The 24,520-nt window shown below is 66.5% G+C and carries 23 protein-coding genes; 17 read left to right on the top strand and 6 right to left on the bottom strand.

The features are described from left to right. Window positions 1–38: 38 nt before the first annotated feature. The 4 genes from nadB to radC form a co-directional block, all read right to left on the bottom strand. Window positions 39–1,658 carry an L-aspartate oxidase gene (nadB, locus tag AC1DP9_RS23960; protein ID WP_477108676.1) on the bottom strand — a complete coding sequence of 540 codons (1,620 nt, stop codon included), beginning with the start codon at window positions 1,656–1,658 and terminating at the stop codon, window positions 39–41. Window positions 1,659–1,838: 180 nt separating this feature from the next. Next, on the bottom strand, window positions 1,839–2,009 hold the full coding sequence (rpmG, locus tag AC1DP9_RS23955; RefSeq protein ID WP_008644909.1) for a 50S ribosomal protein L33: 171 nt from the start codon (window positions 2,007–2,009) through the stop codon (window positions 1,839–1,841). Between the two features lie 13 nt (window positions 2,010–2,022). Next, entirely contained in the window at window positions 2,023–2,256 is a 234-nt protein-coding gene (rpmB, locus tag AC1DP9_RS23950; protein ID WP_006575661.1) for a 50S ribosomal protein L28, read from the bottom strand. A gap of 204 nt (window positions 2,257–2,460) precedes the next feature. Beyond that, on the bottom strand, window positions 2,461–3,153 hold the full coding sequence (radC, locus tag AC1DP9_RS23945; RefSeq protein ID WP_092301061.1) for a RadC family protein: 693 nt from the start codon (window positions 3,151–3,153) through the stop codon (window positions 2,461–2,463). 118 nt (window positions 3,154–3,271) lie between these two features. Between radC and AC1DP9_RS23940 the strand changes: the two genes are divergently transcribed. The 7 genes from AC1DP9_RS23940 (at window position 3,272) to AC1DP9_RS23910 (ending at window position 10,480) form a co-directional block, all read left to right on the top strand. Continuing rightward, on the top strand, window positions 3,272–3,763 hold the full coding sequence (locus AC1DP9_RS23940; protein ID WP_477108675.1) for an FKBP-type peptidyl-prolyl cis-trans isomerase: 492 nt from the start codon (window positions 3,272–3,274) through the stop codon (window positions 3,761–3,763). Window positions 3,764–3,789: 26 nt separating this feature from the next. Further along, a complete protein-coding gene (gene ispH / locus AC1DP9_RS23935; protein WP_177220010.1) occupies window positions 3,790–4,755 on the top strand; it encodes a 4-hydroxy-3-methylbut-2-enyl diphosphate reductase in 966 nt (321 codons plus the stop codon). A 676-nt stretch (window positions 4,756–5,431) separates the two neighbouring features. Then, window positions 5,432–6,634 carry a branched-chain amino acid ABC transporter substrate-binding protein gene (locus AC1DP9_RS23930; protein ID WP_092300936.1) on the top strand — a complete coding sequence of 401 codons (1,203 nt, stop codon included), beginning with the start codon at window positions 5,432–5,434 and terminating at the stop codon, window positions 6,632–6,634. 218 nt (window positions 6,635–6,852) lie between these two features. Next, window positions 6,853–7,788 (top strand): branched-chain amino acid ABC transporter permease, encoded by a 936-nt coding sequence (locus AC1DP9_RS23925; protein ID WP_092300933.1) that lies wholly within the window; start codon window positions 6,853–6,855, stop codon window positions 7,786–7,788. Window positions 7,789–7,801: 13 nt separating this feature from the next. Next, on the top strand, window positions 7,802–8,956 hold the full coding sequence (locus AC1DP9_RS23920; RefSeq protein ID WP_092300930.1) for an ABC transporter permease subunit: 1,155 nt from the start codon (window positions 7,802–7,804) through the stop codon (window positions 8,954–8,956). 13 nt (window positions 8,957–8,969) lie between these two features. Then, the gene (locus AC1DP9_RS23915) at window positions 8,970–9,746 is read left to right on the top strand and encodes an ABC transporter ATP-binding protein (protein WP_092300927.1); all 777 of its coding nucleotides are present in this window, start codon (window positions 8,970–8,972) and stop codon (window positions 9,744–9,746) included. 17 nt (window positions 9,747–9,763) lie between these two features. Then, the gene (locus tag AC1DP9_RS23910) at window positions 9,764–10,480 is read left to right on the top strand and encodes an ABC transporter ATP-binding protein (protein ID WP_092300924.1); all 717 of its coding nucleotides are present in this window, start codon (window positions 9,764–9,766) and stop codon (window positions 10,478–10,480) included. Between the two features lie 78 nt (window positions 10,481–10,558). Here the strand turns inward: AC1DP9_RS23910 and AC1DP9_RS23905 are convergent, their stop codons facing one another. Both AC1DP9_RS23905 and AC1DP9_RS23900 read right to left on the bottom strand, forming a co-directional pair. Beyond that, window positions 10,559–11,746 (bottom strand): acetylornithine transaminase, encoded by a 1,188-nt coding sequence (locus AC1DP9_RS23905; RefSeq protein WP_092300921.1) that lies wholly within the window; start codon window positions 11,744–11,746, stop codon window positions 10,559–10,561. A gap of 278 nt (window positions 11,747–12,024) precedes the next feature. Beyond that, window positions 12,025–13,080, bottom strand: coding sequence for a CDP-6-deoxy-delta-3,4-glucoseen reductase (locus AC1DP9_RS23900; RefSeq protein WP_477108674.1), 1,056 nt, complete (start codon window positions 13,078–13,080; stop codon window positions 12,025–12,027). A 10-nt stretch (window positions 13,081–13,090) separates the two neighbouring features. Here AC1DP9_RS23900 and AC1DP9_RS23895 point away from each other — a divergent pair, with 10 nt between their 5' ends. From AC1DP9_RS23895 to AC1DP9_RS23850, 10 genes are all read left to right on the top strand, one after another. Further along, window positions 13,091–14,119, top strand: a complete 1,029-nt coding sequence (locus tag AC1DP9_RS23895) for an NAD-dependent epimerase/dehydratase family protein (RefSeq protein ID WP_092300915.1) — start codon at window positions 13,091–13,093, stop codon at window positions 14,117–14,119. Window positions 14,120–14,335: 216 nt separating this feature from the next. Further along, window positions 14,336–15,298, top strand: coding sequence for an ABC transporter substrate-binding protein (locus tag AC1DP9_RS23890; protein WP_092300912.1), 963 nt, complete (start codon window positions 14,336–14,338; stop codon window positions 15,296–15,298). 52 nt (window positions 15,299–15,350) lie between these two features. After that, window positions 15,351–16,196: an ABC transporter permease gene (locus tag AC1DP9_RS23885; protein ID WP_477108738.1), complete on the top strand. Its 846-nt coding sequence runs from the start codon at window positions 15,351–15,353 to the stop codon at window positions 16,194–16,196. Beyond that, window positions 16,193–16,972 (top strand): ABC transporter ATP-binding protein, encoded by a 780-nt coding sequence (locus tag AC1DP9_RS23880; RefSeq protein WP_477108673.1) that lies wholly within the window; start codon window positions 16,193–16,195, stop codon window positions 16,970–16,972. Before AC1DP9_RS23885 ends, AC1DP9_RS23880 begins: the two co-directional genes overlap by 4 nt. A gap of 5 nt (window positions 16,973–16,977) precedes the next feature. Then, window positions 16,978–17,751 (top strand): histidine utilization repressor, encoded by a 774-nt coding sequence (hutC, locus tag AC1DP9_RS23875; protein WP_477108672.1) that lies wholly within the window; start codon window positions 16,978–16,980, stop codon window positions 17,749–17,751. Window positions 17,752–17,895: 144 nt separating this feature from the next. Beyond that, the gene (gene hutH, locus AC1DP9_RS23870; RefSeq protein WP_441643877.1) at window positions 17,896–19,458 is read left to right on the top strand and encodes a histidine ammonia-lyase; all 1,563 of its coding nucleotides are present in this window, start codon (window positions 17,896–17,898) and stop codon (window positions 19,456–19,458) included. A 57-nt stretch (window positions 19,459–19,515) separates the two neighbouring features. Beyond that, window positions 19,516–21,210, top strand: coding sequence for a urocanate hydratase (gene hutU, locus AC1DP9_RS23865; RefSeq protein WP_092300903.1), 1,695 nt, complete (start codon window positions 19,516–19,518; stop codon window positions 21,208–21,210). A 24-nt stretch (window positions 21,211–21,234) separates the two neighbouring features. Next, a complete protein-coding gene (locus tag AC1DP9_RS23860) occupies window positions 21,235–21,840 on the top strand; it encodes a HutD/Ves family protein (RefSeq protein WP_441592332.1) in 606 nt (201 codons plus the stop codon). Beyond that, window positions 21,837–23,090 carry an imidazolonepropionase gene (hutI, locus tag AC1DP9_RS23855; RefSeq protein WP_092300900.1) on the top strand — a complete coding sequence of 418 codons (1,254 nt, stop codon included), beginning with the start codon at window positions 21,837–21,839 and terminating at the stop codon, window positions 23,088–23,090. The genes AC1DP9_RS23860 and hutI overlap by 4 nt, the downstream gene beginning before the upstream one ends. Then, entirely contained in the window at window positions 23,087–24,493 is a 1,407-nt protein-coding gene (locus AC1DP9_RS23850; RefSeq protein WP_092300897.1) for a formimidoylglutamate deiminase, read from the top strand. Before hutI ends, AC1DP9_RS23850 begins: the two co-directional genes overlap by 4 nt. Window positions 24,494–24,520 lie beyond the last annotated feature (27 nt).

The raw sequence follows: 24,520 nt of genomic DNA, 5'->3' as shown, positions 1-24,520 counted from the left end.
AGGGAAGGGGCCGTATTGGCCCCTGTTTCACGTCTGTTTTACGACTTTTGCTTGTTCTGCCGATGCTGCGCCGCGCGACCCAGTAGTGGCTGGAGCACGGTCGGCAGTGCCTTGGGCAAGGTATCGGGGTAGTCGCGGCTGAAGTGGAGGCCCCGGCTTTCGTGGCGCGAGTACGCGCTGTCGACGATCAGCGCCGCCACTTCGACCAGATTGCGCAGTTCCAGCAGGTCGCGCGTGACGCGGAAGTTGGCGTAGTACTCGGCAATTTCCTCGCGTAACAGACCAATCCGGTGCTGGGCGCGCTCGAGGCGCTTGTCCGTGCGGACGATGCCGACGTAGTTCCACATCATGCGGCGCAGTTCGTCCCAGTTGTGGGACACCACCACTTCCTCGTCCGCATCGGCCACGCGGCTGGCATCCCAGGCGGGCAGGCTGATATCCGGCGCGCCGGCCTTGTCCTGCCGGGCGATGTCCTCGGCGGCTGCGCGACCGATCACCATGCATTCGAGCAGCGAGTTGGAGGCTAGCCGGTTCGCGCCGTGCAGGCCGGTGCAGGCGGTCTCGCCCACGGCATAGAGGTTCGACAGGTCCGTGCGACCCGCAGTGTCGGTCACCACGCCGCCGCACGTGTAGTGGGCGGCCGGTACCACGGGAATCGGCTCGCGGGTGATATCGATGCCCAACTCCAGGCAACGTGCGTAGATCGTCGGGAAATGTTCCTTCAGGAACGCTTCCGGCTGGTGCGTGATGTCGAGGTAGACGCAGTCGAGGCCGCGCTTCTTCATCTCGAAGTCGATCGCGCGCGCCACCACGTCGCGCGGTGCCAGTTCGGCACGCGGATCGTGGTCGGGCATGAAGCGGGTGCCGTCGGGCAGCTTCAGCAGTCCACCTTCGCCACGTACCGCCTCGGAAATCAGGAACGACTTGGCGTAGGGGTGGTAGAGGCAGGTCGGGTGGAACTGGATAAATTCCATGTTCGACACCCGGCAGCCGGCGCGCCACGCCATGGCGATGCCGTCGCCGGTCRCAGTGTCGGGGTTGGTCGTATAGAGATAGACCTTGCCCGCGCCGCCGGCGGCCAGCACCGTGTGGGTGGCCGTGATGGTACGCACGGCGCCCGTGGTGTCGTCGAGCACATACAGGCCGTAGCAGCGGTTGCCTGGCAGGCCGAGCTTGGTGGCCGTGATCAGGTCGATCGCGAAGTGGTCCTCGATGATCGTGATGTTCGGGTGCTGGCGTGCCTGCTCGGTCAGCGTGGTGACCACGGCGTGGCCCGTGGCGTCCGCCGCGTGGATGATGCGGCGCCGGCTGTGGCCGCCTTCGCGCGTCAGGTGGAAGCCCAGTTCTGCCTGGGCATCGCGGGTGAAGGGCACGCCCCGGTCGATCAGCCACTGGATGGCCTCGCGTCCATGCTCCACGATGTAGCGCGTCGCGCCTTCATCGCACAGGCCGGCGCCGGCGACCAGCGTGTCCTGCGTGTGTTCGTCGTGGCTGTCGCCGGAGTCGAGCACTGCGGCGATGCCGCCCTGGGCCCAGTCGCTGGCGCCATGCGTCATGGCGCGCTTGCTGAGGATGACAACCCGGTGGCTATCGGCCAGTTGCAGCGCGACGGTGAGGCCGGCCAGCCCGCTGCCGACGATCGCGACGTCGAAGTTCATGGTGCAGGGTTCGCGCGGAGCGAATGCGCGTCAGGGAAAGCTGGAAAGTGTACACCCGCATACCGGTTCGTGGACGCCCCAGCCCTTGCCGCATAAGGGTTTGCGGTCAATAAAAACGGGCAACAAAAAACCCCGCGAAGCGAGGTGCTCGGCGGGGTTCTTCATCGGAGACCGGATCAATTACTTGATCTTGGTTTCCTTGTAAGGCACGTGCTTACGGGCGACGGGATCGAACTTCGAGATCTCCATCTTTTCCGGCATGGTGCGCTTGTTCTTGGTGGTCGTGTAGAAATGACCCGTACCTGCGGTCGATTCCAGCTTGATCTTGTCGCGTCCGCCTTTGCTGGCCATGTTGTACTCCTATTTAGACTTCGCCGCGTGCGCGCAGGTCGGCGAGCACGGAGTCGATGCCTTTCTTGTCGATCAGGCGCAGGCCGGCGTTCGAGACGCGCAGGCTCACCCAGCGGTTTTCCGATTCAACGAAGAAGCGGCGATTCTGCAGATTGGGCAGAAAACGGCGCTTGGTCTTGTTGTTTGCGTGGGAAACGTTGTTGCCGACCATCGGCGCTTTCCCGGTCACTTGACAGACGCGTGCCATGAAGCACTCCTAAATCTTATTCGTGGACAATGTTCGCAACAGATCAACAAAAGGCGCGCGGGCCCGGACTGCAGCGGATTGAGACTTCAGCAAAACGAACATTATAGACCGGAAACGACTGGCGAATCAACGCCTTCCGCGCTGAGGGGAAGACTTAGTGTTGTGCCGCAGGTTTGCCGTGCTGCCGGGATCACGTGGACGCGCTCACGTGGGCGGGACGGCGGGCAGCCGGTCATGCTCGGCGAACGAATAGATATCGCTGCCGGCGACAATGTAATGGTCCAGCAGCCCGATGTCCAGCACGGCGAGCGCCCGGGCGAGGTGCCGTGTGGTGGAAAGGTCAGCGAAGCTGGGTTCTACGGGGCCGTGCGGGTGGTTGTGGGCGACGATGACATGGGCGGCGTTGTATGAAAGCGCTTCGCGCGCCACTTCTCGTGGATAGACCGTGACGCCACCCAGGGATCCGCGTCCAAGCTCTACATTGGCGAGCAGGCGGTACGCACTATCCAGATAGAGGGCGATGAAGACCTCGTGCGGCAAGCGCGACAGCGTCAGCCGCAGGTAGGCGCGGACCGCGCGCTCGGAATCCAGGCCGCGCGGGGCCTTGAGCGTCTCGGCCAGCGCGCGCCGGGTCAGTTCCGGCACCACGCGCAGCTGGGCCTGCTTGGCGGCCCCCATGCCCTTGATCGTGGCAAGGGTATCGGTATCTGCGGCAAACAGCCGCGTCAGCGAGCCGAAGCGCCCCAGCAGCTCCCGGGCGAGGTCTACGGCGCTCTTGCCGGGGCTGCCCACACGTAGGAAAACAGCGAGTAATTCGGCGTCGGACAATGCTCCCGGGCCGCCCAGCGCCAGCTTTTCGCGGGGGCGCTCCTGGGCGGGCCAGCGGGGAATTGGCAGCATCGACATCGAATCGTCTCCAGAAATTGCCACACTAACTGTCATGCCGGCTGCGACGGAGGCCGGCGGCAGATGGGCCAGTCGAATACAATACGGGTTGTTGACCGGTTGATCACCCATGAATTTGCAAACTTTTGCGTCAGAAGCGGAAGGCGGCGGCACGGCTGCCCGCAAGACAGTCCTGGCGGACTCCTTCCTGACCCTCCACTACAGCATCTCCCTCGAGAACGGCACCGAAGTCGTGAGCACGTTCGAGGAAAAACCCGCCACGCTGCTGCTTGGCCAGGGCCAGCTCGCGCCCAACCTCGAGGCGGCGCTGCTCGGCATGCCCGAGGGCCAGCGCATGACTTACCGCCTGGCGCCGGAGCATGCCTTCGGCCCGCGCAACCCCGAACTGCTGCAGTGGGTCTCGCTGGCCACGCTGCGCGAGAACAGCTCGTTCGAGGAAGACTATTCGCCCGGCGACCTCGTGGAATTCAATGCACCGAACGGCGGCAAGTACGCCGGCGTGCTAAAGGAATTCGGCGAGACCGCCGCGCTGTTCGACTTCAACCACCCGCTGGCCGGACAGACCATCCTGTTCGATGTCCAATTGATCGGAATTCTCTGATGTCAGCCGTTGTGACGGACCCCAGCATGCCCGAGCTCACCCTCCCCATCGACGCCGAGATTCTGATGGCGCAGCCGCGTGGCTTCTGCGCCGGCGTGGACCGCGCGATCGAGATCGTCGAACGCGCGTTGGCGCTGTTCGGCGCGCCGATCTATGTGCGCCACGAGATTGTCCACAATGCCTACGTGGTGGCCGATCTGCGCAACAAGGGCGCGGTGTTCGTCGACGAACTCGACGAAGTGCCACCCGGTTCGACCGTGATCTTCAGCGCGCATGGCGTGTCGAAGGAAGTGCGCGCAGACGCCACCGCGCGCGGCCTGACCGTGTTCGACGCCACCTGCCCGCTGGTGACCAAGGTGCACGTCGAGGTAGGCAAGATGCGCGCCGAAGGCTGCGAGATCATCATGATCGGCCACAAGGGGCACCCCGAGGTGGAAGGCACGATGGGCCAGGCCGAGCGCGGCATGCTGCTGGTGGAGTCGGTCGAGGACGTCAACCGTCTGGCCGTGTCCGACCCGTCGCAACTGGCCTACGTCACGCAGACCACGTTGTCGGTGGACGAGACTGCCGAGATCGTGGCGGCGCTGAAGGCGCGCTTCCCGGACATCCGCGAGCCCAAGAAACAAGACATCTGCTATGCCACGCAGAACCGCCAGGACGCCGTGAAGTTCATGGCGCCGCAGGTGGAAGTGGTGATCGTGGTGGGCAGCCCGAACAGCTCGAACTCGAACCGCCTGCGCGAGCTGGCGGACCGCCTCGGCGTGCCGGCCTACATGGTCGACGATCCTGACCAGCTCAAGCCCGAGTGGGTGGCAGGCAAGCGCCGGATCGGCCTGACCGCAGGGGCCTCGGCCCCCGAAGCACTGGCCCAGGCCATCGTCGAGCGCCTGCGCACGTTCGGCGTGCGCAGCGTGCGAGCGCTGGAAGGCGTGGAGGAGAACATGTCCTTCCCGCTGCCGCGCGGCCTCGCCAGCGTGTCCGTGCAGTCCTGATCCCGCCTGTTTCCGCCTGATTGCCGGACATCGACCTGAAGCGGGTCGGTGTCCGCGCCCGTCGATCTCCCCGTCCCGCCGCTTCTTCTTCCTTCCCCGTTTTTCGCTGTTCTGCCATCGCACCGCGCTGGTGCGTATCGTTGCGTCCGCTATTTTTGTCGCGACGTGCGCTGCCGCACTATCGGAGACATTTAAGGACTTACAAAACCGCGCCCGGCGCCATAATGCCGCAATACGTGTCTTAACACCCAGACAGTATCAGGGTAATCCCCGAGGATGGGGTTTTCCCTATTATGGTGCGGCGCTACATTCTGCACATTAGAGAGGCGCCCGGTATTTGAAATGAAATACCTAATTAATACCTGGCCATTATATGTGGCGCGGCGCAGGCTTGTGACGTGGCGCAAGCGCCTCCGGCGAGACTCGGGCACGATTCTTGTAAGCACAGGTGAGGGGTCTGCCAAATGGGCGGAGATTGCCCCAATCTGTGCATTGGGGAAATTCCCTAGCGCAATTGGTGGGTAAATGGTTCAGGTTGTTGCGTCGCGTATTGCATCCGCAAAGAAAGGGGATACAATGCGCGCGTTTCAAATTGAAACTAAACAAAGGGCGGTCCAGGGAATACGTCCGGGAGGCGTAGTATTTCCCTGTTTTTGTGAATCCTAGGAGATCACTCATGCAATTCACGTTTGCCAAGATTCTGCCGATCGCGGCCGCTGTGGCGCTGGTCGCTGCATGTGGCAAGAAAGAAGAAAAGCCGGCTGATGCGGCAGCATCGGCACCTGCCGCGGCGGCACCGGCTGCAGGTGGCGGTGAAACCATCGTCAAGATCGGCCACGCGGCTCCGCTGACGGGCGGCATTGCCCACCTTGGCAAGGACAACGAAAACGGCGCGCGCCTGGCCGTGGAAGAAGTCAACAAGACCGGTCTGGAAATCGGCGGCAAGAAGATCAAGCTGGAACTGGTGGGCGAAGACGACGCCGCCGATCCGAAGACCGGCACCGCCGTGGCCCAGAAGCTGGTGGACGCGAAGGTCGTCGCCGTGGTGGGTCACCTGAACTCGGGCGTCTCGATCCCGGCTTCGAAGATCTACAGCGATGCCGGCATCGTCCAGATCTCGCCGTCGTCGACCAACCCCGACTACACCAAGCAAGGCTTCAAGACCACGTACCGCGTGGTGGCTACCGACGCCCAGCAGGGTCCGGCACTGGCCAACTACGCCGCCAAGAGCCTGGGCGCCAAGAGCGTGGCCATCGTCGACGATGCCACCGCCTACGGCAAGGGCCTGGCCGACGAGTTCGAGAAGACCGCCAAGGCTTCGGGCGTGAACGTGGTGGCACGTGAAGCCACCAACGACAAGGCCACGGACTTCAAGGCCATCCTGACCAAGATCAAGGGCAAGAAGCCGGACGTGATCATGTACGGCGGCATGGATGCCACCGGCGGTCCGTTCGCCAAGCAGGCCAAGGAACTGGGCATCACCTCGAAGATCGTGGGCGGCGACGGCGTGTGTACCGACAAGGTGGCTGAGCTGGCCGGCGATGCCGTGACCAACATCATCTGCTCGGAAGCCGGTCTGGCCCTGTCGAAAATGGAAGCCGGCGACGACTTCCAGAAGCGCTACCAGGCACGTTTCAACGCCCCGGTGCAGATCTACGCACCGTTCACGTATGACGCCGTGATGGTGGTCGTCGATGCCATGAAGCGCGCCAACTCGTCCGAGCCGGCCGCCATTCTGGCCGAAATGCCCAAGACGAACTACAAGGGCGTGATCGGCAACATCGCCTTCGACGAAAAGGGCGACATGAAGGAAGGCACCATCACGCTGTACGAGTACAAGGACAAGAAGAAGTCCGTCCTCGACGTCGTGAAGATGTAATTCCGGGCTTACCGGCCCATCCGAACGGCACCGTGAGTATTTTGCGGTGCCGTTCTTTTTAGTCTCGCCAACGGTTGACAGCATCCTTACCATGGATGGAACAGGGCGGGCAGCACACCAGCAAGTCATCACCTCTCTACCCGACCCATCCAACATTACCGTCCCACCCACGGCATCCACACCATGCCGCGCGGCCTGGGGCTGAAGCAGGAGTTTTCATGGATATCTTTATCCAGCAGATCGTGAACGGTCTGGTGCTCGGCAGCATCTATGCGCTGATCGCACTGGGCTACACCATGGTCTACGGCATTCTGGGCATCATCAATTTCGCGCACGGCGACGTGCTGATGATTGGCGCGCTGACCGCGCTGTCGGCCATCATGGGGCTGCAGAAGTTCGCGCCCGGCCTGCCCGAGTGGCTGACGCTGGTGATCGCCACGCTGATCGCCATGCCCGTCTGTGCAGTACTGTCCTTTTCGATCGAGCGGATTGCCTACCGGCCGCTGCGCAACGCGCCGCGCCTGGCCCCGCTGATCACCGCCATCGGCGTCTCCATCATCCTCCAGACGATGGGCATGCTGATCTGGTCGCGCAACCCGCTGACCTTCCCGCAGCTGCTGCCCTCGAGCCCGATCGACATCGGTTCCACGGGCGCCACCATCACCGGCAAGGAAATCGTCATCATCGGCATGGCCGTGATGGTGATGGCTGGCCTGCTGGCCCTGGTCAACCGCACCAAGCTCGGCCGCGCGATGCGCGCCACCGCCGAGAACCAGAAGGTGGCGGGCCTGATGGGCGTGAACCCCAACTTCGTGATTTCGGCCACGTTCATGATCGGCGCCGCGCTGGCGGCGCTGGCAGGCGTGATGATGGCCACCAACTACGGCAACGCGCACTTCTACATGGGCTTCATCCCCGGGCTGAAGGCGTTCACCGCCGCGGTGCTGGGTGGCATCGGCAACCTGGCCGGCGCGATGGTCGGCGGCATGCTGCTGGGCCTGATCGAAGCACTGGGCGCCGGCTACATCGGCGACCTGACCAACGGGGTGTTCGGCTCGAATTACCAGGACGTGTTCGCGTTCGTCGTGCTGATTACCGTACTTGTGTTCCGTCCGTCCGGCATCATGGGCGAACGCGTGGCCGACCGCGCCTGAGGAGAGCGAATCCATGAATACTCCGATTCCATCCACGGCCGTCGCGGCACCGTCGCGCGTGCCGGCCAAGACGCTGGCGGCCCTGCTGGGCTTCCTCGTCGTGGCGCTGTGCGCGCCATTCTTCGTCCAGACCTTCGGCGGCAACTACTGGGTGCGCGTGCTCGACTTCGCGCTGCTCTACATCATGCTGGCGCTGGGCCTGAACATCGTGGTCGGCTTTGCCGGCCTGCTGGACCTGGGCTACATCGCGTTTTACGCGGTGGGCGCCTACCTGATGGCGCTGCTCGGTTCGCCGCACCTCGCCAACCAGTTCGAATGGATCCATCAGCTGTTCCCGAACGGGCTGCATCTGTCGATGTGGTTCGTGCTGCCCATTGCACTTGGGGTGGCGGCGCTGTTCGGCGTCATGCTGGGCGCGCCTACCCTCAAGCTACGGGGCGACTACCTGGCCATCGTGACGCTGGGCTTCGGTGAGATCGTTCGTATTTTCATGAACAACCTGGACCGCCCGGTCAACATCACCAACGGCCCCAAGGGCATCACGGCGGTAGACCCGGTGCACATCTTCGGCTTCGACTTCTCGAAATCCCACGAGATCTTCGGGCTGAAGTTCACGCCGGTGTTCATGTACTACTACCTGCTGGTGTTCCTGGTCATCGTGATCGTGTTCATCTGCCTGCGCCTGCAGAACTCGCGGATCGGCCGGGCCTGGGTGGCGATTCGTGAAGACGAGATTGCCGCCAAGGCGATGGGCATCAACACCCGTAACGTGAAGCTGCTGGCGTTCGCCATGGGCGCCTCGTTCGGTGGTGTGTCGGGTGCTGTATTCGGCGCATTCCAGGGCTTTGTCTCGCCCGAGTCGTTCACGCTGTGGGAATCGATCTACATCCTGGCCATCGTGGTGCTGGGCGGCATGGGCCATATCCCGGGCGTGATCCTGGGCGGCATCCTGCTGGTGGGCTTCCAGGAACTGCTGCGCGTGGTGGCGGAGCCGATGCAGACCGGCCTGTTCGGCCATGTCATCGTCGATGCCGAGGTGCTGCGCCAGCTGATGTTCGGCCTGGCACTGGTGGGGGTGATGCTGTATCGCCCGGCCGGCATCTGGCCGTCGCCGCGCAAGGAAGATCGCCCGGTGGTGCGCCGGGCGGGCAGCGTTGGCCGTTTCTGACCAGGAGGACATCATGAGCAACAACGAATTCCTCCTGTCCGTACAGGGGGTCAACAAGCGCTTCGGCGGCCTGCAGGCCCTGTCCGACGTGGGCCTGCAGATCCGCAAGGGCGAGATCTACGGCCTGATCGGCCCCAACGGCGCCGGCAAGACCACGTTCTTCAACGTTATCACCGGCCTGTACACGCCCGATTCGGGCGAGTTCGTGCTGGGCGGCAGCGCCTACCAGCCGACGGCCGTGCATGAAGTGGCCCGGACCGGCATTGCCCGCACGTTCCAGAACATCCGCCTGTTCGGCGAGATGACCGCGCTGGAGAACGTGATGGTGGGCCGCCACGTGCGGACCAAGGCCGGCGTGCTCGGCGCGATCTTCCGTCCGCCCTCGGTACGGCGCGAGGAAGAGGGCATCGAGGACATGGCCCACGACCTGCTGGACTACGTCGGCATCGGCAAGTACGCCAACTTCACCGCGCGCAACCTCTCCTACGGCCACCAGCGCCGCCTGGAGATTGCCCGCGCGCTGGCCACCGAGCCCAAGCTGCTGGCGCTGGACGAGCCCGCGGCCGGCATGAACGCCACCGAGAAGGTGGAGTTGCGCGGCCTGCTCGACAAGATCCGCAACGACGGCCGCACCATCCTGCTGATCGAGCACGATGTGAAGCTGGTGATGGGCCTGTGCAACCAGATGACCGTGCTGGACTACGGCAAGGTCATCGCCCAGGGCCTGCCGCAAGACGTGCAGAACAATCCCGCGGTGATCGAGGCTTACCTCGGCGCATCGGCACACTAAGGCGGGAGAGACGCGCAATGAAACAGACAGTACTGAAGATTTCCGGCCTGAAGGTCGCCTACGGCGGCATCCAGGCCGTCAAGGGCGTGGACCTGGACATCCACGACGGCGAGCTGGTGACGCTGATCGGCGCCAACGGCGCGGGCAAGACCACCACCATGAAGGCCATCACCGGCCTGCAGGGCTGGGCCGGCGGCGACGTGGAGTACATGGGCAAGTCGATCAAGGGCGTGCCCAGCTACACGCTGCTGAAGCAGGGTCTGGCGATGGTGCCGGAAGGCCGCGGCGTGTTCGCGCGCATGACCATCACCGAGAACCTGCAGATGGGCGCGTACACGCGCAACGATGACGCGGGCATCAAGCGCGATATCGACCGCATGTTCGAGACCTTCCCGCGCCTGAAGGAGCGGGCGGACCAGCTGGCCGGCACGATGTCTGGCGGCGAGCAGCAGATGCTGGCCATGGCGCGCGCGCTGATGAGCCAGCCCAAGCTGCTGCTGCTGGACGAGCCGTCGATGGGTCTCTCGCCGATCATGGTCGAGAAAATCTTCGAGGTGGTCCGCACGGTGTCCGCGCAGGGCGTGACCGTACTGCTGGTGGAGCAGAACGCGCGCCTGGCGCTGCAGGCTGCCCACCGCGGCTACGTGATGGAGTCCGGCCTGATCACCATGAGCGGCGACGCCAAGCAGATGCTGGACGACCCCAAGGTGCGGGCGGCCTACCTGGGCGAGTAATCGCCCGGCAGCATCCCGGCCAGTAAAAAAGCCTCGCGATTCGCATCGCGAGGCTTTTTTATCGACCGAAGCCGGGGATCAGGCCAGCTTCTTCAGCAGCGTGCGCAGCATGCCGATCATCTGGTCGATCTCGCCGCGCGTGACGTTCAGCGCCGGCATGAAGCGCAGCAGGCCCGGACGCGGGGCGTTCAGCAGCAGCCCTTCCGGCCCCATGTCGCGGGCTTCTTCCACGATCTGCGCGCCGATCTCCTTGTTCAGCACCAGCGCGCGCAGCAGACCTTCGCCACGCTCGCCGCCCAGGCCGAATTCGGCCGACAGCGCCAGCAGCTGCTCGCGCAGGTACTCGGCCTTGGCCTTTACCTCGTCCAGGAAGCCCGGCGCAGTCAGCTGGGCGATCACGCTGCTGCCCACCGCCGTCATCAGCGGGTTGCCGTTGTAGGTGCCGCCCTGGTCGCCGGCCTCGAAGCTGGCCACCTCGGCCTTGCAGAGCAGGGCGGAGAGCGGCACGCCGCCGCCGATGCCCTTGCCCAGCGTCATGATGTCCGGCTCCACGCCCGACAGCTCGTAGGCGAACAGCGTGCCGCAGCGGCCGCAGCCGGTCTGCACTTCATCGACGATGAACAGCAGCTTGTGCTTGTCCGCCAGCGCGCGCAGGCCTTGCATGAACTCGCGCGTGGCGGGAATCACGCCGCCTTCGCCCTGCACCGGCTCCAGCATGATGCCGACGGTCTTGTCGGTGATCAGGGCCTCCACGGAAGCCAAATCGTTCAGCTCCGCCTTCGGGAAGCCCGGCACCTGCGGCGCGAAGATGGTGTCCCAGCCGGCCTTGCCCGACGCGCTCATGGTGGCGAGCGTGCGGCCATGGAAGCTGTGGTCCATGGTGATGATCTCGTACGCGCCGTTCTTGTGCTTGCGCCCCCACTTGCGGGCCAGCTTGATCGCGCCTTCGTTGGCCTCGGCGCCGCTGTTGGCGAAGAAGACCTTGTCGAAGCAGCTGTTGTCGGTGAGCTGCTTGGACAGCACCAGCATCGGCTCGTTGTAGAAGGCGGGGCTCGGGTTCAGCAGCTTGCGGGCCTGCTTCTCCAGCGCCTCGATCATGCCTTCGTTCGAATGGCCCAGGCTGTTCACCGCCCAGCCCTGCACGAAGTCCAGGTATCGCTTGCCGTTATGGTCCGTCAGCCAGGAGCCCTTGCCTTCGGTGAAGACCAGCTCGGGGCGGTTGGTGATGTACATCAGGGATTGGACGGGAAAATCGGCAAATGCCATGGCGGACTCCTGGGTTCGGCGAGTAAGGGGTGAGAGGATCAGACCGGCAAAAACAAAAAGCCACGGGGGTTGCCCGTGGCTTGTCGACCTGAACAGATGCGATGGACGGTCAGCCGCGAGGCACCCTGGGAGGGAGCGACGTACGTGCGCGGCGTCGGAGCATGATCGTGTTCATGTCGGCCAATATAAGGCGCATGCACCCGGGTGTCAAAACCAAATGTGGAAAGTCTGGCAGACCCGGGTGGCATTGTTGTGTCGACGGAACGGCTTGGGGGTGGTCAGGCGGCCCCGGCCGGGTGCATGTCGGCCTCGGACGTGAACGAATCGGCGAAGAACGCGTCCTCGTGCAGTTTGCACTGGGCGGTGAAGTCCGTGCGGGCCGCGTTGACCATCACCGGGGCGCCGCAGGCGTAGACCTCGTGGCCGGACAGGTCCGGATGATCGTCGATCACGGCCTGGTGCACGAAGCCGGTGCGGCCAGCCCAGTTGTCGTCGGACTGGGCGTTGGAGATCACCGGCACGTACTGGAAGTTCGGCAGGTCGCGCGCCCACTGCTCGCACAGCGCGTGCATGTAGAGGTCGGCCGGGCGGCGGCCGCCCCAGTACAGCGTCATCTTGCGGTCGATGCCGGTATAGGCGGCATGCTCGACGATGGCCTTGATCGGCGCGAAACCCGTGCCGGAGGCCAGCAGGATGATCGGCTTGTCCGAGTCCTCACGCAGGAAGAAGCTGCCCAGCGGGCCTTCGAAGCGCAGGATGTCGCGCTCCTTCATGGCCGGGGCGCCTTCCTTGGCACCGAACACGTAGTCGGTGAACGCGCCGCCGGGCATATGGCGGATGTGCAGCTCGATCGGGCCTTCCTCGTGCGGCGGCGTGGCGATGGAGTAGCTGCGGCGCTTGCCGTCACGCAGCAGGAATTCCACGTACTGGCCGGCCAGGTACTGCATGCGCTCGGTGGCGGGCAGTTGCAGGCGGATGGCGATCACGTCGTCCGCCAGGCGCTCCAGCGTGCTCACGCGGCAGGGAATCTTCTTGATGGGGATGTCGCCGGCGCCGTGCACTTCGCGGCACTCGATGGTGATATCCGAAGTGGCGTTGGCGCAGCAGAACAGCGCGCGGCCTTCGGTCTTTTCCTGGGCCGTCAGCGCCGAGGCGGCATGGTCGCCCTGGACGAAGCTGCCTTCGACCACTCGGCCCTTGCAGGAGCCACAGGCGCCGTTCTTGCAGCCGTAGGGCAGGCCGATGCTGTGGCGCAGAGCCGCGCCGAGGATGGTTTCATCGGCAGCCACCTCGAACTTGTGGCCGCTGGGCATGACGGTTACTTGATAAGCCATAATCAGGTCTATGAGCCAAATTCTGTCGCCGCATGCGGCATTGTCTTACTCCCGGGCGGGTCGCCGCCTGGGCCGTCCGCGCCTGCTGATCGTCGGCTGCGGTGATGTCGGTTCGCGGGTGCTGCGCCTGCTGGCGACGCGCATGCGCGTGTTCGCCGTGACGTCGCAGCCGGCCCGGCGGGCCGAGTTGCGCGCCGCGGGCGCGGTGCCGCTGGTGGCCGATCTGGACCGGCCTGCCACGCTGGCAAGGCTGCGTGGACTGGCGGACCGGGTCATCGACCTGGCACCGCCGCCCGCGCAGGGGAATGGCGATCCGCGCACACGTGCCTTGCTGGCTGCGTTGCGCCGTACGGCATGGCGCCGCGCCCGGTCGGGGCGCATGGCTGCCCACGCCGCCAGCGAGGCCGCCATTCTACCCGAGCGAGGCTGGCACCGCGCGTTTGAGGCGGCGGCCCGGCATCAGTCCGCCGGAGCCTTTGTCTATGCCAGCACGACTGGCGTCTACGGCGATCGGGGCGGCGCCCGCGTCCAGGAATTCGACACCGTGCGGCCGAAGACACCCCGGGCGCGCCGCCGCGTGGCGGCCGAGTCCGCCGTGCGCCAGTTCGGGCGCGACGCAGGCTGGCGCGCCAGCATCGTCCGCATTCCCGGCATCTACGCGGCGGACCGCCTGCCCGTAGCCCGCCTGCACAAGGGCACGCCGGCGCTGGCGCCGCAGGACGACGTCTACACCAGCCATATCCACGCCGACGACCTCGCCCGCACCATGATCGCGGCGCTCTGGCGCGGCCGGCCCCAGCGCGTGGTGCACGCCAGCGACGACACCGAGCTGCGCATGGCCGATTACTTCGACCTCGTGGCAGACCGCCGTGGCCTGCCCCGGCCCCCGCGCATCACCCGCGAGCAAGCGCGCGAGGTGATCGAACCGGCACTGCTGAGCTTCATGAGCGAATCGCGCCGGCTCGACAACGGCCGGCTCAAGCGCGAGTTGCGGCTGCGGCTGCGCTATCCCACCGTCACGGACTTCTTCGACGCCTGACTGGGCCCTGACCCAGCCTGCGGCTCCCCTGGCACACCGCTTGCGATCCCTATCGCCGCGGTGCTGCTGTCTATACAGGACTGTGCACAATCACCCCATAACGGTGCGATTCAAGGCGTATTTGGCGCTTTTATAGGGCCTCGCCTAGTGCAAACCCCGCGTTGACTTGTATAGACAGGCATTGCACCATTGCCCGACCACAAAGGAGCCGACAGCATGACCCTGCACCGCCGCGCAACGCTCGCCGCCATCGCCCTCGCATCCCTCGTCACCACGCTCGCCGTCCCGGCCCACGCGCAGAACACGCCCGTGACGCTCGGCATGAGTGGCTGGACCGGCTTCGCCCCGCTCACGCTCGCCGACAAGGCCGGCATCTTCAAGAAGAACGGCGTGGACGTGGATATCAAGATGATTCCGCAGAAGGACCGTCACCTGGCGCTGGCCTCGGGCGCGATCCAGTGCGCGGCCACCACGGTGGAGACCCACGTGGCCTGGAATGCCAACGGCGTGCCGATCACGCAGATCGTGCAATTGGACAAGTCTTATGGCGCGGACGGCCTGGCCGTGCGCGGGGATGTGAAGTCCTTCGCGGACCTCAAGGGCAAGACCATCGGCGTGGATGCGCCGGGCACCGCGCCGTACTTCGGCCTGGCGTGGATGCTCAAGAAGAACGGCATGACGCTCAAGGACGTGAAGCTGACCACACTGTCCCCGCAGGCCGCGGCGCAGGCTTTCGTGGCCGGGCAGAACGATGGCGCGATGACCTACGAGCCGTATCTGTCGACGGTGCGCGCCAATCCGGACAAGGGCAAGATCCTCGCCACCACGCTCGACTACCCGATGGTCACCGACACCCTCGGCTGCGCGCCGAAATGGCTCAAGGACAATCCCAAGGCCGCCCAGGCGCTGGTGGACAGCTACTTCGAGGCCCTTGAGATGATTCGCAAGGATCCGGCCAAGTCGAACGAGATCATGGGTGCGGCGGTCAAGCAGACCGGCGAGCAGTTCGCCAAGTCGTCGGCCTACCTGCGCTGGCAGGACAAGGACGCCAATCGCACCTTCTTCGCGGGCGAGCTGGCCAGCTTCAGCAAGGAGGCCGCGGCCGTGCTGCTCGATATCGGCGTGATCCGCCAGGCGCCGGACGTGACCACGCTCTATGACGCCCGATTCCTCAAGTAAGCCGGAGGCCGCCGTGAGCCAGATTTCCCAGGTTTCCACGCCCGTGGCGCGCATGCCCGCACCGGCGAACGGTGCAAGCGGCGATGACAGCACCGCCGCCGCGCGCCGCCGCCATCCGTGGCTGTCGCCGCTGGTGCCGGTGGGCGGCCACGCGCGCTGGCTGCTCGGCCTGTCGTTCTTCGCGGTCTTCTTCGCGGTGTGGGCGGCGGTCACGCTGGGCGGCTTCGTGCCGCGCACCTTCCTGGCCGACCCGCTGACCATGGCGCGCGAAGGCGTGGTCCTGTTCACGCAATACAACTTCCTCGGCGACATCGGCATGACGGTGTGGCGCGTGGTCGGCGGCTTCGTGCTGGCCGCCGTGCTGGCCGTACCGCTCGGCATCTTCATGGGCGCGTACAAGGCGGCGGAAGCGTTCTTCGAGCCCTTTGTCTCGTTCTGCCGCTACCTGCCGGCCTCGGCCTTTATCCCGCTGCTGATCCTCTGGGCCGGCATCGGCGAGACGCAGAAGCTGCTGGTGATCTTCATCGGCTCGTTCTTTCAGATTGTGCTGATGGTGGCGGTGACGGTGGGCGGAGCGCGCAAGGATCTGGTGGAGGCCGCCTACACGCTCGGCGCTACGCCGCGCGGCATCGTGCGGCGCGTGCTGATTCCGGGCGCGGCGCCGGAGATTGCCGAAATCCTGCGGCTGGTGCTGGGCTGGGCCTGGACCTATGTGATCGTGGCGGAGCTGATCGGCTCGTCGTCCGGCATCGGCCACATGATCACGGACAGCCAGGCGCTGCTCAACACCGGGCAGATCATCTTCGGGATCATCGTTATCGGCTGCATCGGGCTGGTGTCCGACCTCGTCTTCAAGCTGGCCAACCAGCGCCTGTTTCCGTGGAGTTCGATCAAATGAGCGCGCTGTCGATCCAGCAGGTTTCTCGTACTTTTTCGAATCCGCGCGGTGGCGTCACGCAGGCGCTGCTGCCGGTGGACTTCGATGTGCGCGACAACGACTTCGTCACCATCCTTGGCCCTTCGGGCTGCGGCAAGTCCACGCTGCTGCGCATCGTGGCAGGGCTGGACACGCCCTCGGGCGGGCGCGTGCTGCTCGACGGCCAGCCGGTGGCCGGACCGGGCGCCGATCGCGGCATGGTGTTCCAGTCGTACACGCTCTTTCCGTGGCTGACCATCGAGCAGAACGTGCGCTTCGGCTTGCGTGAGCGCGGCATGAGCGCGGCGGACCAGAAGGAGCGGAGCGACTATTTCATGGCCCGCGTGGGGCTGCGCGGCTTCGAGCACCACTACCCGAAGCAGCTCTCGGGCGGCATGCAGCAGCGCACGGCGATTGCGCGGGCGCTGGCCAACGACCCCAAGATCCTGCTGCTCGACGAGCCGTTCGGCGCGCTGGACAACCAGACCCGCGTGCTGATGCAGGAGCTGCTGCTCGGCATCTGGGAGTCCGCGCGCAAAACGGTATTATTCGTCACGCACGATATCGACGAGGCCATCTTCATGGCCAACCGCGTGGCGGTGTTTTCCGCCAGACCGGGTCGGATCAAGAGCGAGATCGCGGTGGATTTCCCCCATCCGCGCCATTACACGATCAAGACTTCGCCCGAGTTCTCCGCGCTGAAGGCGCGGCTGACCGAGGAAATTCGTGCCGAGGCCATGGCCTCGGCCGAGCACTGACCGCCATGAATCACCCCGCTGCCGGCTCCATCCCGACCAACCCCTCCACGACTTCGGCCCCCTCCGCGCTCTATCAGCAGGTGAAGGAGTACATCGCCCGCCAGATCCAGAGCGGCGCATGGCAGCCGGGCGACCGCGTGCCGTCGGAGCAGGAGCTGGTGACCCGGTTCTCGGTGTCGCGCATGACCGTCAACCGGGCGCTGCGCGAGCTGTCCGAGCAGGGCAGGGTGGTGCGCGTGGCCGGCGTGGGCACCTTCGTGGCGGAGCACAAGCCGCAGTCGACGCTGCTCTCGGTGGTCAATCTGCAGGACGAGATCCGCATGCGCGGCCATGACTATGCGTGCGATGTGATCCTGGTGGAGCGCGTCTCGGCGTCGATCGAGGTGGCGGCGGCGCTCGAGCTGCGCACCGGCGAGTCGGTCTATCACTCGGTCTGCGTGCATCGCGAGGACGGCGTCCCGGTGCAGCTGGAAGACCGCTACGTCAATCCGCGCGTGGCGCCGGACTTCATCACCCAGGATTTCCGCGATACGCAGCCGGGCGAATACCTGCTGCGCAACGTGCCTTACGACCAGGTGGAACACGTGGTCGATGCGATTGCCGCTACCCCCGAGCAGGCCGCGCAACTGGAAATGCCGCCGACCCAACCGTGCCTGCTCCTGACGCGGCGCACCTGGACGAGTGGCGTGCCGGTCACGTTCGTGCGCTGCCTGCATCCGGGCAACCGCTATCGCCTCGGCAGCCGCTTCCGCGCCGACGGCAATCCGGCCTTCGGCTAAAACTGAGTAGCTGGGGCCAGTTAGTGCTGGCCTTCGGCCCCCGTTTTCGACTAACCTGTATAGACAGGCTCATACAACTGATTTTAGAACGCGGTTGAGCCGATTCTCAAAAGATCCAAAAGATCCAACAGGACGATGCAGCACATGACCACTCCCGATTCCCGCCCCGACCTGACGCTGGACCCCGGCCACGTCACCCTGGCCGACCTGCGCCGCATCTACCGGGGCGAAGTGCGCCTGGCGATGGCGGACGCGGCCTGGGCCGGCGTGCGCGCGGCGCAGGCCACCGTGCAGGACATCATCGACGCCGACGCCGTGGTCTACGGCATCAACACCGGCTTCGGCAAGCTGGCCCAGTCGCGCATTCCACATGACAAGCTGGCCGAGCTGCAACGCAACCTCGTGCTCTCCCACAGCGTGGGCACCGGCCCGGACCTCGCGGCGGACACCGTGCGCCTGATCCTGGCGATGAAGGCCATCAGCCTCGCGCGCGGCCATTCGGGCGTGCGCCCGGCCGTGATCGAGGCGCTGCTGGCGCTGGCCAACCACGGCGTGACGCCGTGTATCCCGGCCAAGGGCTCGGTGGGCGCGAGCGGCGACCTCGCCCCGCTGGCCCATATGTCGTGCACGCTGATTGGCGTGGGCGATGTCTATATAGATAGCCGTCGCGTGCCGGCGGCGCAGGGGCTGGCCCATGCCGGGCTGGAGACCTTCGCGCTCGGTCCCAAGGAAGGGTTGGCGCTGCTGAACGGCACGCAGGTCTCCACCGCGCTGGCGCTGGCCGGCCTGTTCGCCGCCGAAGACGCCTTCGCGGCCGGGTTGGTGGCCGGGGCGCTCTCGCTCGAAGCCATCAAGGGCTCGGTCAAGCCGTTCGATGCGCGCATTCACGCCGCGCGGGGCCAGGTCGGCCAGATCGAGGTGGCCGGCGCGGTGCGGGCGATGCTCGACGGCAGCGAGATCGTCGATTCCCACAAGGGCTGCGGTCGCGTGCAGGACCCGTACTCGATCCGCTGCCAGCCGCAGGTGATGGGCGCCTGCCTGGACAACCTGACTCATGCCGCGCGCATCCTGCGCATCGAGGCCAACGCGGCGTCCGACAACCCGCTGGTCTTCCCCGAACAGGGCGACGTGGTCTCGGGCGGCAACTTCCACGCCGAGCCGGTGGCCTTCGCCGCCGACATCCTCGCGCTGGCCATCGCCGAGATTGGTGCGATTTCCGAACGCCGGCTGGCGCTGCTGCTCGATACCGGGCTGTCCGGCCTGCCGCCGTTCCTGGTGCGCGATGGCGGCCTGCACTCCGGTTTCATGATCGCGCAGGTGACGGCGGCGGCACTCGCCTCCGAGAACAAGTCGCTCTCGCATCCGTCCAGCGTGGACAGCCTGCCCACCTCCGCCAACCAGGAAGACCATGTGTCGATGGCCACCTACGGCGCGCGCCGGCTCGGCGAGATGGCGGCCAATACAGCGGTGATCGTCGGCATCGAGGCGATGGCCGCCGCGCAGGGCATCGAATTCCACCGGCCGCTGAAGTCGTCGCCGCTGGTGGAGCAGGAACTGGCGCGCATCCGCGCCCGCGTGGACTTTGTCGAGGGCGACCGCTACCTCGCGCCCGACATCGAAGCCATGAAGCAATGGGTCGTGCAGGGCGATGCCGGGGCCGGCTGGCCCGAGGCCGTGCGCGCGATCCTGCCGACGAATGCCAGCTGATTTCAGCCTCTGACCCCCATCTGACAAATTCGAATCTCCCAACGGAGCCCCCCGACCATGAACGCTAACGAACACCAATTCCAGCGCGGCCAGCGCGAGATCCGCGCGCCGCACGGCAGCCAGTTGCATTGCAAGAACTGGCTGATCGAAGCTGCCTACCGGATGATCCAGAACAACCTCGACCCCGATGTGGCCGAGCGCCCGCAGGACCTGGTGGTCTACGGCGGCATCGGCAAGGCCGCGCGCAACTGGGAATGCTTCGACGCCATCCTGGACAGCCTGCGCCGCCTGGGCGAGGACGAATCGCTGCTGGTGCAGTCGGGCAAGCCGGTGGGCATTTTCCGCACGCACCCGGACGCGCCGCGCGTGCTGATCGCCAACTCCAACCTCGTGCCGCACTGGGCCAACTGGGACAAGTTCAACGAGCTGGATCGCGCCGGGCTGATGATGTACGGCCAGATGACGGCCGGCTCGTGGATCTATATCGGCACGCAGGGCATCGTGCAGGGCACCTTCGAGACCTTTGTCGAGGCCGGCAACCAGCACTTCGGCGGCGACCTCGCCGGCAAGTGGATCCTGACGGCCGGGCTGGGCGGCATGGGCGGCGCGCAGCCGCTGGCCGGGGTGCTGGCCGGAGCCTGCGTGCTGGCCATCGAGTGCGAGGAATCGCGCATCGACTTCCGGCTGCGCACGCGCTATGTGGACAAGAAGGCCACTACGCTGGACGAGGCGCTGGCCATGATCGCCGACGCCACCGCGAAGAAGGAGGCTATCTCGGTCGGCCTGCTCGGCAACGCCGCCGAGATCGTGCCGGAGCTGGCGCGTCGCGCCCAGGCCGGCGGCATGCGGCCGGACATCGTCACCGACCAGACCTCGGCCCATGACCTCGTCAACGGCTACCTGCCCGAGGGCTGGACCGTGGCGCAGTGGGAAGACCTGCGCCAGCGCGACCCGAAGGCGGTGGAAGCCGCCGCGCGCGCGTCCATCGTCAAGCATGTGAAGGCGATGCTGGCCTTCAAGGCGATGGGCGTGCCGACGCTGGACTACGGCAACAACATCCGCCAGGTGGCGTTCGACGAAGGCGTGAAGAACGCGTTCGATTTCCCGGGCTTCGTGCCGGCGTATATCCGCCCGCTGTTCTGCCGCGGCAAGGGGCCGTTCCGCTGGGTGGCGCTCTCGGGCGACCCGGAAGACATCTACAAGACCGACGCCAAGATGAAGGAGCTGTTCCCCGAGGACAAGCACCTGCACCGCTGGCTGGACATGGCGCGCGACCGCATCGCCTTCCAGGGCCTGCCGTCGCGGATCTGCTGGGTGGGGCTGGACGAGCGCCACCGCGCCGGGCTGGCGTTCAACGAGATGGTGAAGTCGGGCGAACTCAAGGCGCCCATCGTGATTGGGCGCGATCACCTCGACTGCGGCTCGGTGGCCTCGCCGAACCGGGAGACCGAGGCCATGCGCGACGGTTCCGACGCCGTGTCAGACTGGCCGCTGCTCAACGCGCTGCTGAACACTGCCGGCGGCGCCACCTGGGTCAGCCTGCACCATGGCGGCGGTGTGGGCATGGGCTTCTCGCAGCATGCCGGGGTCGTCATCGTCTGCGATGGCACCGACGCTGCCGCGAAGCGCATCGAACGTGTACTCTGGAATGATCCGGCCACGGGCGTCATGCGCCATGCGGATGCCGGTTACGAGAGCGCCATCGCCTGCGCCCAGGAGAAGGGCCTGGACCTGCCGATGGTGAAGGGTTGAACGCTTGAAAGGTTGGAAGCGAGCATGAAGGAACTGGAGCCGGGTGTGGTGCGGTTTGCCCTCGACGCCATCGCCCCCACGCCGTGGAAGAACGGCGGCGGTACCACGCGCGAGATCGCCGTGTGGCCGCCGGGCGCGGGCATGGACGCCTTCGCGTGGCGCGTAAGCGTGGCGGACATCGTCGCCGACGGGCCGTTCTCGGCCTTCCCCGGCATTGACCGCCAGATCGCGCTGCTGGACGGCGCCGGCGTGCATCTGCAGGCCCACGACGACTCGTTCTGCCACCGGCTCACGGCCATCGGCGAGCCGTTCGGGTTTGCCGGCGACACGGCCGTGCACGCCACGCTGGTGGAGGGCCCGACGCGCGACTTCAACGTGATGTCCCGGCGCGGGGTGTGCCACGCCGACGTGACCCTGCAGCGCCAGCCGTTCGACGTGGAAACCGGCAACGACGCCGTGATGGTGTTCGTGATCCGGGGCGAATGGCGCGGTGCCGATGGCCTGACGCTACGGGATGGCGAGGGCCTGCTGGTGTCGGCAGGCGCTGCGCCGGGCCGGCTGGCGCTGGCACCGGCCGAAATCTCCGCGCTGTGCCTGCGCGTGTTGCTGCAAATGGAGCCTGCTCAATGACGATTTCCCACGCGCCGTCTGCCGATGGCGTCTGGCACCACTGCCACCTGCTGCCCGAGCCCGGGCAGGACACGGCGCTCCGCGATGGCGCTATCGTCGTGGCCGATGGCCGCATCGTCTGGATCGGCGCGCACGCGGCGCTGCCGGACAGTTATCTCCACCTGCCGCGCCACGACGCCGGGGGCGCCTGGATCACCCCCGGTCTGGTCGATTGCCATACCCATCTGGTTTATGGCGGCCAGCGCGCCGACGAGTTCGCGATGCGGCTGGCCGGCGCCAGCTACGAGGAGATTGCCCGGGCCGGTGGCGGCATCGTCTCCACGGTGCGCGCCACGCGCGAGGCCGACGAGGACACGCTGTTCGCCCAGGCCGCGGCGCGGCTGCAGCCGCTGCTGGCCGAAGGCGTGACCGCCATCGAAATCAAGTCCGGCTATGGACTCTCGCTGGACGCCGAGCGTAAGCAGTTGCGCGTGGCGCGCCGGCTCGGCACGGCCTTCGGCGTCACCGTCCACACCACCTTCCTGGGTGCGCACGCGCTGCCACCCGAGTACGTGGGCCGGGCGGACGACTATATCGATCTGGTCTGCGACACCATGCTGCCGGCGCTGGCCGGGGAAGGGCTGGTCGATGCCGTGGACGCATTCTGCGAGGGCATCGGCTTCTCGCCCGCGCAGACCACCCGCGTGTTCGAGGCCGCCACGCGGCACGGCCTGCCCGTCAAGCTCCATGCCGAGCAACTCAGCAACCTCGGCGGCGCGGCGCTGGCGGCGAGCTTCCACGCGCTGTCCGCCGACCATCTCGAACATCTGGACGAGGCCGGCGTACGCGCCATGGCCGCCGCCGGCACCGTGGCCGTGCTGCTGCCGGGCGCCTACTACTTCCTGCGCGATACCCACCTGCCGCCGCTGGCGCTGCTGCGCGAGCACGGCGTGCGGATTGCGCTGGCGACCGACCATAACCCGGGCACCTCGCCGACCACCTCGCTGCTGCTGATGATGAACATGGCCTGCACGCTGTTCCGCATGACCGTGCCCGAGGTGCTGGCCGGGGTGACCACCCACGCGGCGCACGCGCTGGGCGCGGCGGACCGGCATGGCACGCTCGCCGCCGGGCGAGCGGCGGACTTCGTGCTGTGGCAGGTGGCCACGCCGGCCGAGCTGGCCTACTGGTTCGGCCGCAATCCCTGCGCGGCAGTGGTGAGGCAGGGACGTATCTATCCGACTGGGGCTAGCGTGGGGGGCACGCCATGAGCGCGGGCCATCTCTTCGCACCGTCCGCCCTGCTGCCCGAAGGCTGGGCGCGCAACGTCCGCCTGGGCTGGGACGCGCAGGGCAGGCTGACCGAGGTCACGCCTGACGCCACCGCCGCGCCGGGGGACGAACACGCGGCGGGCCCGGTGCTGCCGGGCATGCCCAACCTCCACTCGCACGCATTCCAGCGCGGCTTTGCCGGGCTGACCGAGTACCGCAGCATCACGGCGGACGAAGACCCGGCCGGCGGCGACTCGTTCTGGAGCTGGCGCACGCTGATGTACCGCTTCGCGCTGCGGCTCTCGCCGGACGCGCTGGAGGCCATCGCCACCCAGCTCTATATAGAGATGCTGCGCGCCGGCTATACCAGCGTCTGCGAATTCCATTACGTCCATCATGATCCGGAGGGCCAGCCGTACGCCACGCCCGCCGAGATGTCGCTGCGGCTGCTGCGCGCGGCGCACCGGGCCGGCATCGGCATGACGCTGCTGCCGGTGCTGTACCAGACCGCCGGCTTCGGCGGCAAGCCGGCGCAGGCGGACCAGCGGCGCTTCCTGCACGACACCGATGCCATGCTGGCGCTGCTCGCCGACCTCGCCCCGGCCTGCGCCGAGCACGGCGCGCGGCTCGGGCTGGCGCCGCACTCGCTGCGCGCGGTGCCGCCGGAGAGCCTGGCGCGCGCCGTGGCCGGGCTGCATGCGATGGACGCCACCGCGCCGGTGCACATCCATATCGCCGAACAACAGAAGGAGGTCGATGACTGCCTCGCGTGGTGCGGCGTGCGGCCGGTGGAGTGGCTGCTCGATCACGCGCCAGTCGATGCGCGCTGGTGCCTGATCCACGCCACGCATATGGATTGGGACGAGCGCCGGCGGCTGGCCCACAGCGGCGCGGTGGCCGGCATCTGCCCGACCACCGAGGCCAATCTCGGCGATGGCGTGTTCGATGCCGCGCCCTACCTCGCCCAGCAAGGCGCGTGGGGCATCGGTTCGGACAGCCACGCGAGTGTGAGTGTGGCTGAAGAACTACGAACCTTCGAATACGGCCAGCGGCTGGGCCTGCAACGGCGCAATGTGCTGGCTTCGGCGCAGCATGCCCAGGTGGCGGACCGGCTCTGGCTCGAAGCCGTGGCCGGCGGCGCCCGCGCGGCGGCGCGTAACGTGGCCGGGCTGGCGGTGGGCCAGCAGGCCGATTTCCTCGTGCTGGACGGCGCCCACGCCACGCTGGCGGGGCTGGACGGCCCGCGCGCGCTGGCGACCCACGTGTTCGCCAGCCACGGGCATGAGACACTAGCGGAAGTCCGCACCGCCGGCATCCGCCGGGTGCAGCAGGGTTCGCATCCGCAACAAACGGAAGCGGCCCGGTTGTTCGCCGCCACGCGCGCCGGCCTGCTGGCCGACTGATCTCCTGAAGCAGCCCCCTACATCACG

This window comes from Cupriavidus sp. 01L43 (assembly GCF_056399925.1).
Note: the sequence above shows the minus strand (reverse complement) of the source record. Positions and strands in the feature narration are given on the sequence as shown.

Bases quoted from the DNA above. Each gene is read 5' to 3' on its own strand.
- rpmG (WP_008644909.1), bottom strand. From the start codon at position 2,009: ATGGCCAGCAAAGGCGGACGCGACAAGATCAAGCTGGAATCGACCGCA.
- rpmB (WP_006575661.1), bottom strand. From the start codon at position 2,256: ATGGCACGCGTCTGTCAAGTGACCGGGAAAGCGCCGATGGTCGGCAAC.
- AC1DP9_RS23940 (WP_477108675.1), top strand. From the start codon at position 3,272: ATGAATTTGCAAACTTTTGCGTCAGAAGCGGAAGGCGGCGGCACGGCT.
- ispH (WP_177220010.1), top strand. From the start codon at position 3,790: ATGCCCGAGCTCACCCTCCCCATCGACGCCGAGATTCTGATGGCGCAG.
- AC1DP9_RS23930 (WP_092300936.1), top strand. From the start codon at position 5,432: ATGCAATTCACGTTTGCCAAGATTCTGCCGATCGCGGCCGCTGTGGCG.
- AC1DP9_RS23925 (WP_092300933.1), top strand. From the start codon at position 6,853: ATGGATATCTTTATCCAGCAGATCGTGAACGGTCTGGTGCTCGGCAGC.
- AC1DP9_RS23920 (WP_092300930.1), top strand. From the start codon at position 7,802: ATGAATACTCCGATTCCATCCACGGCCGTCGCGGCACCGTCGCGCGTG.
- AC1DP9_RS23915 (WP_092300927.1), top strand. From the start codon at position 8,970: ATGAGCAACAACGAATTCCTCCTGTCCGTACAGGGGGTCAACAAGCGC.
- AC1DP9_RS23910 (WP_092300924.1), top strand. From the start codon at position 9,764: ATGAAACAGACAGTACTGAAGATTTCCGGCCTGAAGGTCGCCTACGGC.
- AC1DP9_RS23905 (WP_092300921.1), bottom strand. From the start codon at position 11,746: ATGGCATTTGCCGATTTTCCCGTCCAATCCCTGATGTACATCACCAAC.
- AC1DP9_RS23900 (WP_477108674.1), bottom strand. From the start codon at position 13,080: ATGGCTTATCAAGTAACCGTCATGCCCAGCGGCCACAAGTTCGAGGTG.
- AC1DP9_RS23895 (WP_092300915.1), top strand. From the start codon at position 13,091: ATGAGCCAAATTCTGTCGCCGCATGCGGCATTGTCTTACTCCCGGGCG.
- AC1DP9_RS23890 (WP_092300912.1), top strand. From the start codon at position 14,336: ATGACCCTGCACCGCCGCGCAACGCTCGCCGCCATCGCCCTCGCATCC.
- AC1DP9_RS23885 (WP_477108738.1), top strand. From the start codon at position 15,351: ATGCCCGCACCGGCGAACGGTGCAAGCGGCGATGACAGCACCGCCGCC.
- AC1DP9_RS23880 (WP_477108673.1), top strand. From the start codon at position 16,193: ATGAGCGCGCTGTCGATCCAGCAGGTTTCTCGTACTTTTTCGAATCCG.
- hutC (WP_477108672.1), top strand. From the start codon at position 16,978: ATGAATCACCCCGCTGCCGGCTCCATCCCGACCAACCCCTCCACGACT.
- hutH (WP_441643877.1), top strand. From the start codon at position 17,896: ATGACCACTCCCGATTCCCGCCCCGACCTGACGCTGGACCCCGGCCAC.
- hutU (WP_092300903.1), top strand. From the start codon at position 19,516: ATGAACGCTAACGAACACCAATTCCAGCGCGGCCAGCGCGAGATCCGC.
- AC1DP9_RS23860 (WP_441592332.1), top strand. From the start codon at position 21,235: ATGAAGGAACTGGAGCCGGGTGTGGTGCGGTTTGCCCTCGACGCCATC.
- hutI (WP_092300900.1), top strand. From the start codon at position 21,837: ATGACGATTTCCCACGCGCCGTCTGCCGATGGCGTCTGGCACCACTGC.
- AC1DP9_RS23850 (WP_092300897.1), top strand. From the start codon at position 23,087: ATGAGCGCGGGCCATCTCTTCGCACCGTCCGCCCTGCTGCCCGAAGGC.